The sequence below is a fragment of the Microbacterium sp. genome, assembly GCF_047606385.1.
In the GTDB taxonomy this organism is placed as follows: Bacteria; Actinomycetota; Actinomycetes; order Actinomycetales; family Microbacteriaceae; genus Microbacterium.
On the sequence record NZ_JASGEL010000101.1, the window covers coordinates 1 to 6,426 of the forward strand.

Genomic DNA, 6,426 nt, shown 5'->3' on the forward strand with positions numbered 1-6,426 from the left:
CCGCCGGGCTGCGCACGCCCGGCGGCGGCCATGTGCCGGCAGCGTCCTGGCCTGCCGCGTTCCCCCTGGACCCCGACTGGGCACAGCGCGCGGCCCTGCTGCATCGGCGCGCCCGCCGCCTCGGGCTGCTCGCGGACGACGACACCGAGCCGGGCTGGAGCCGCAGCCTGCGCGAGCACGGCACCGCCGAGGTGCAGCTGCTCCTGCCGCGGCTGCCGGGCGAGATCGACCGCGTCTACCTGCAGGCCGACCTGACCGCCATCGCCCCGGGCCCGCTGCAGCCCGCGCTCGAGCGGCGGCTGCGCACCATGGCCGCGCGCGAGAGCCGGGCACAGGCCTCCACCTACCGGTTCAGCGCCGAGTCGGTCGCCGCGGCGGTCGCCGCCGGCGAGACGGCCGAGTCGCTGCGCGCGTTCCTCGGCGAGCTGTCGCTGACCGGCATCCCGCAGCCGCTGGCCTATCTCATCGACCGGGCGACGGCGCGGCACGGGCTCATCCGTGTCGGAGTCGACGCGGAGACCGGCCGCACCGTGGTCACCAGCGAGGACGCCGACCTGCTCGCCGCGGCCGGCGTGGACCAGGCGCTGCGTCCGGTCGGGCTGGTGGCGCACGAGGGCACGCTGGTGTCCCGGGCGAGCGCCGAGACCGTGTACTGGAGTCTCGCCGACGCGCGCTACCCGGTCGTGGCGGTGGATGCGGGCGGCGCCCTCCGCGCGCCCGCCCGTCGCGCCGGCACGCGGTTCACGCCGCCGCTTCCGCCCGAGGAGCGCTTCGCGCGTCTGATCGCCGACCTGCGCGCGGGCGCCGGCCCCGACGCGGAGTCGGCCTGGCTCGGCCGCGAGCTGGAGCAGGCCGTGCGCTCCCGCGCCGTGATCGAGGTCACCGTGCGGCTGCCGGACGCCTCGACCCGTGCGTTCCTGCTCGAGGCGACGGGGCTCGGCGGCGGCCGGCTACGTGGCCGCGACCGGCACGCGGACGTGGAGCGCACGCTCCCGGTGACCAGCATCGAGTCGGTGCGGCCCGTCTGACCGGCCGGGGGCATCGCCGCGCACGGTAGAATCGTCGGTTATGTCCGACGGCCCCCTGATCGTCCAGAGCGATCGCACGGTCCTGCTCGAGGTCGCCCACCCCGAGGCCGAGAACGCCCGGCACGAGCTCGCGGTGTTCGCCGAGCTGGAGCGCGCCCCCGAGCACATCCACACCTACCGCATCACCCGGCTCGGGCTGTGGAACGCCCGCGCGGCGGGGCATGAGGCAGGCGACATGCTCGCGACCCTCGATCGCTGGTCGCGGTTCCCGGTCCCCGCCTCGGTGTCCACCGACATCCGTGAGACGGTCGCCCGGTACGGGCGGCTGGTGATCGAACGCGGCGCGTACGGCGACGACGAGCAGGCGCTGCTGCTGCGCTCGACGGACGCCGCCGTGCTCGCCGAGGTCGCCCGCAACAAGCGCATCCAGCCGCTGCTGATCGCCCACCCCTCCCCCGACGCGTTCGTCGTGGACGCGTGGGCGCGCGGCGCGATCAAGCAGGAGCTGCTGAAGATCGGCTGGCCGGCGGAGGACGTGGCCGGCTATACGGCCGGCACGCCGCATCCCATCGCCCTGGAGGAGGACGACTGGCACCTGCGCCCGTACCAGCGCAAGGCCGTCGACACCTTCAGCGCCGGCGGATCCGGGGTCGTGGTGCTGCCCTGCGGCGCCGGCAAGACCCTGGTCGGGGCCGCGGCGATGGCGGCGACCCAGACGACCACCCTGATCCTGGTGACCAACGCGGTCAGCGCCCGACAGTGGCGCGACGAGCTGCTGGCGCGCACGTCGCTGACGGCGGCGGAGATCGGCGAGTACTCCGGGCAGGTCAAGGAGGTCAAGCCGGTCACGATCGCGACCTACCAGATCCTCACCGCCAAGCGCCGCGGCGAATACGCCCATCTCGCCCTGCTCGACGCGCTCGACTGGGGCCTGGTCGTCTACGACGAGGTGCATCTGCTGCCGGCACCCGTGTTCAAGCTCACCGCCGATCTGCAGGCCCGGCGCCGGCTGGGCCTGACCGCGACGCTCGTGCGCGAGGACGGTCGGGAGGGCGACGTGTTCAGCCTCATCGGTCCCAAGCGCTTCGACGCGCCGTGGAAGGAGATCGAGGCGCAGGGGTTCATCGCCCCGGCCGCCTGCTACGAGGTGCGCATCGACCTGCCCGCCGGCGACCGGCTCGAGTACGCGGCGGCGGCCGACGAGGAGCGGTACCGGCTGGCGGCGACCGCGCCGGCCAAGATCGACGTGGTGCGCTCGCTCGCGCAGCGCCACACCGGGGAGCAGATCCTCGTGATCGGCCAGTACCTCGATCAGATCGACGAGCTGGCCGACGCCTTGGACGCCCCCAAGATCACGGGGGCGACGCCGGTGGACGAGCGCGAGCAGCTGTTCGGGGCGTTCCGCACCGGCGAGGTGCCGCTGCTGGTGGTCTCCAAGGTCGCGAACTTCTCGGTCGACCTGCCGGACGCGTCGGTGGCGATCCAGGTGTCCGGCTCGTTCGGGTCGCGCCAGGAGGAGGCGCAGCGGCTCGGCCGCCTGCTGCGGCCGAAGTCGAACGGCCACACCGCGAGCTTCTACACGCTCATCGCCCGCGACACCGTCGACCAGGACTTCGCGCAGAACCGGCAGCGCTTCCTCGCCGAGCAGGGGTACAGCTACACGATCCTGGATGCCGACCAGCTCGCCGCTCCCGCCGCCTGAGGTCCCCGCCCCTCCCCGCAAGGCTTCGCATATGTCACGATCCCGGGCCGTTTTCGTGACATATGCGAAGTCTCGCGCCGCTCAGCCGACAAATAGCGTGCAGCGACCATAATGGGGGCCATGACCGCACCGCGCATCCTCGTCGTGGACGACGAGCCGAACATCCGCGACCTGCTGCTGACGAGCCTGAAGTTCGCCGGCTTCCAGGTCCGTGCCGTCGGCAACGGAGCAGGAGCCATCTCGGCCGTGCTCGAGGAGGAACCCGACCTCATCGTGCTCGACGTCATGCTGCCCGACATGAACGGCTTCAGCGTCACCAAGCGTCTCCGCGAAGCCGGGTACACGGCGCCGATCCTGTTCCTCACCGCCAAGGACGAGACCGAGGACAAGATCACCGGCCTCAACGCCGGCGGTGACGACTACGTCACCAAGCCGTTCTCCCTCGACGAGATCGTCGCCCGCATCCAGGCGATCCTGCGCCGCACCATGCAGGCCGACGAGGAGTCGGTCATCCGCACCGGCGAGCTCACGATGGACCAGGACACGCACGACGTCTTCGTCGGCGACGCGCAGATCGAGCTCAGCCCCACCGAGTTCAAGCTGCTGCGCTACCTGATGCTCAACCCCAACCGCGTGCTGAGCAAGGCGCAGATCCTCGACCACGTCTGGGAGTACGACTTCAACGGGGACGCCGGCATCGTCGAGAGCTACATCTCCTACCTGCGCCGCAAGATCGACCCGCACTCGACCGAGTCGCTCATCCAGACCAAGCGCGGATTCGGCTACATGCTCAAGGCAGGCAAGTGACATCGCGCGATGTCGCAGCCGCAACCGCGTCACGCCTCCCCTGACGGCCTGACCCGCGCCTGGCGCAGCATCAGCCTGCGCGCGAAGGTCACGGGCGTCACGGTCGGCGTGCTCGTGATCGGGCTGCTCGCGGCGGGTCTGGGCACCATGGTGTTCCTGCGCACGACGCTGCTCGCGAACGTCGACACGAACCTCACCCAGGTCGCGCAGTCCTCCATCGCGAACGCGCTGGTGACCACCACCGTCGAGTCCGACGGCACGATCACGTTCACCCCGAAGGAGGATGCCGTCGGCGTCTCGTACTCGGTGGCGATCTACAGCGGCGCGACCGGCGAACGGGTGGTCACCGCCAGCGGCAACGACGCGACGGCATCCCCCGACTTCCCCGCCACCTTCGCGCTGGACGTCGCCTACTCGCGGCAGCTCGAGGTCTTCGATCTGCAGGGCGACCCCGACGGCACGTTCCGGGCGACGACCGTGGTGACCCCGGTGTCCGGCACCAACGTGCTGTACACCCAGGTGGTGGCGATCTCCACCGCGGCGACCGAACGGGTCGTGGCGACCTATCTCGGCATCTACACCCTGCTCGCGCTCGTCATCGTCATCGCCAGCGCCTTCCTGGTGCGCTGGGCGGTGACGCTGACCTTCCGCAGTCTCACGCAGGTCGAGCGCACCGCCGACACGATCGCGGCGGGCGACTTCAGCCTGCGCCTGACCGACCTCGAACCCGAGACCACCGAGGTCGGCCGCTTGAAACGCGCGATCAACGCCCTGCTGGCGCGGGTGGACGCGGCGCTGTCGCAGCGCGACGCCACGGTGCGGCAGATGCGCCGCTTCATCGGCGACGCGAGCCATGAGCTGCGTACGCCGCTGGTGACCGTGCGCGGCTACGCCGAGCTGTACCGGATGGGCGCGATCCCGGATGCCGAGGCCACCGGCCAGGCGATGGAGCGGATCGAGAAGGAGGCGATCCGGATGACCACCATGGTCGAGGATCTGCTCCACCTCGCCCGGCTCGACGAACGGCGCGACCTCGTGCTGGCCCCGCTCGATCTGCGCCCGATCGCCCGCGACGCCGCGATGGACGTGCGCGCGGCGTCCCCGGCCCGTGTCGTCACCGTGACCGACACGACGGCCATGGTCCGGATGCCGCCGCCCGTCGACACGGTCGCGGCGGAGCCGACGCCCACCCAGCCCAGTCCGACGCAGCCGCGACGCCGCGGCGCGGTGCCGACCGCGGCGATCAACCTCGCGTCGCGGCTGCGGCGCCGGCCGCGCGGCGAGCACACCGGCGAGGTCGAGCCGCTGCCGCCGATGCTGCTGGCCGTGCCGGCGATGCCGCCGGTGGTCATGGCCGAGGAGAACAGCGTCCGTCAGGTGGTCGCGAACCTGCTGGGCAACGCGCAGCGCTATTCGCCGTCGGACGCGCCGATCGAGCTGCGCGTGGGCACGGACGAGACGAGGCGCCGCGGCTGGATCGACGTCGTCGACCACGGCGACGGGGTGCCCGAGCAGATCCGCGCACAGATCTTCGAGCGCTTCTGGCGTGCGGACACCTCGCGTACCCGCGAGACCGGCGGCTCCGGCCTCGGCCTGTCGATCGTCGCGGCCCTCGTGGACGCCCTGCACGGCGAGGTGTCGGTCGTCGACACCCCCGGCGGCGGGGCGACGTTCCGGGTGTCGCTGCCGCTGGCGGTCGATCAGGACGCCGCGGCCCACCTGATGATCGAGACGCAGCCGCTGCCGCGGCTCGACCTCGACTGACCGCACCTCCACCCCTCCTGCTTTCCCCGCCCCGTTTGGCGCCAGTTCCTGCGCATGGCTGCAGAAACTACAGGCGCCATGCACAGGAACTGGCGCCATATCGCGTCGATGCGGAGCCGCGCCCGGTTCTCCACAGCGGGGTGCGGACGGGGTGTTGTCCACCGATGCCGGATGTGGTGACGGCGCGCGGTCGCGGCATCCCTAGCGTGGGAGATCCGAGGAAAGGAGCATCCATGGCCGTGTTCTCCGTCGACTCCGACGCGGTGTTCGCCGCCACCGCCGCGATACGCGGCACGATCGAACGGCTGCAGGCCGAGTCCGGCGCGCTGCTGGCGCAGCTGACGAGCCTGCAGTCGCAGTGGACCGGCACCGCGGCCGGCATGTTCCAGGGCACCGTCGACGGCTGGCGCGCGACGCAGCAGCAGGTCGAGGAGTCGCTGTCGCAGATCGGCGCGGCGCTCACCGCCGCCGGCAATCAGTACCTGGAGGTGGAGCAGGCGAACACCTCGCTGTTCCGGTGAGCATGCCGGAGACGCCGGAAGCCCCGGCCCGTGCGGGCCGGGGCTTCCGGGCGTGGGAACGGACTCAGAAGTCCATGCCGCCGGACGGGTCGGCGGGAGCGGCCGGGGCCTTCTCCGGCTTGTCCGCCACGACCGCCTCGGTGGTGAGGAACAGGCCGGCGATCGAGGCCGCGTTCTGCAGCGCCGAGCGGGTGACCTTGGCCGGGTCGATGATGCCCGCGGCGAACAGGTCGACGTACTCGCCGCTCGCGGCGTTCAGGCCGTGGCCGGCCGGCAGCTCCGCGACCTTGTTCGCGACGACGCCCGGCTCCAGACCCGCGTTGAGGGCGATCTGCTTGAGCGGGGCCTCGATGGCGACCTTGACGATGTTCGCGCCGGTCGCCTCGTCGCCGCTGAGCTCGAGCGAGCCGAGGGCGTTCTTGCCGGACTGGATCAGCGCGACGCCACCGCCGGGGACGATGCCCTCCTCGACGGCCGCCTTCGCGTTGCGCACGGCGTCCTCGATGCGGTGCTTGCGCTCCTTGAGCTCGACCTCGGTGGCCGCGCCCGCCTTGATGACGGCCACGCCGCCGGCGAGCTTGGCGAGGCGCTCCTGCAGCTTCTC

6 protein-coding genes are annotated in these 6,426 nt (G+C 72.0%); 5 read left to right on the plus strand and 1 reads right to left on the minus strand.

What is annotated here, in order from left to right; genetic code table 11:
• From QM626_RS09970 to QM626_RS09990, 5 genes are all read left to right on the plus strand, one after another.
• The coding region (locus QM626_RS09970) for a helicase-associated domain-containing protein (protein ID WP_415076537.1) at positions 1-1,028 on the plus strand (1,028 nt) is incomplete at its 5' end.
• 40 nt (positions 1,029-1,068) lie between these two features.
• Positions 1,069-2,730 (plus strand): DNA repair helicase XPB, encoded by a 1,662-nt coding sequence (locus QM626_RS09975; protein WP_415076539.1) that lies wholly within the window; start codon positions 1,069-1,071, stop codon positions 2,728-2,730.
• A gap of 120 nt (positions 2,731-2,850) precedes the next feature.
• Positions 2,851-3,537 carry a response regulator transcription factor gene (locus QM626_RS09980; protein WP_415076541.1) on the plus strand — a complete coding sequence of 229 codons (687 nt, stop codon included), beginning with the start codon at positions 2,851-2,853 and terminating at the stop codon, positions 3,535-3,537.
• 9 nt (positions 3,538-3,546) lie between these two features.
• Entirely contained in the window at positions 3,547-5,301 is a 1,755-nt protein-coding gene (locus tag QM626_RS09985; protein ID WP_415076543.1) for an ATP-binding protein, read from the plus strand.
• A gap of 233 nt (positions 5,302-5,534) precedes the next feature.
• Entirely contained in the window at positions 5,535-5,822 is a 288-nt protein-coding gene (locus QM626_RS09990) for a WXG100 family type VII secretion target (RefSeq protein ID WP_415076545.1), read from the plus strand.
• Between the two features lie 64 nt (positions 5,823-5,886).
• On the opposite strand, the gene QM626_RS09995 is transcribed toward QM626_RS09990, so the two are convergent.
• Positions 5,887-6,426, minus strand: a 540-nt coding sequence (locus QM626_RS09995; RefSeq protein ID WP_415076547.1) for a TCP-1/cpn60 chaperonin family protein, incomplete at its 5' end; no start/stop codon positions are given.

Excerpts from the sequence above, each read along its gene's own strand:
- QM626_RS09975 (WP_415076539.1), top strand. The coding sequence starts at position 1,069 with ATGTCCGACGGCCCCCTGATCGTCCAGAGCGATCGCACGGTCCTGCTC.
- QM626_RS09980 (WP_415076541.1), top strand. The coding sequence starts at position 2,851 with ATGACCGCACCGCGCATCCTCGTCGTGGACGACGAGCCGAACATCCGC.
- QM626_RS09985 (WP_415076543.1), top strand. The coding sequence starts at position 3,547 with ATGTCGCAGCCGCAACCGCGTCACGCCTCCCCTGACGGCCTGACCCGC.
- QM626_RS09990 (WP_415076545.1), top strand. The coding sequence starts at position 5,535 with ATGGCCGTGTTCTCCGTCGACTCCGACGCGGTGTTCGCCGCCACCGCC.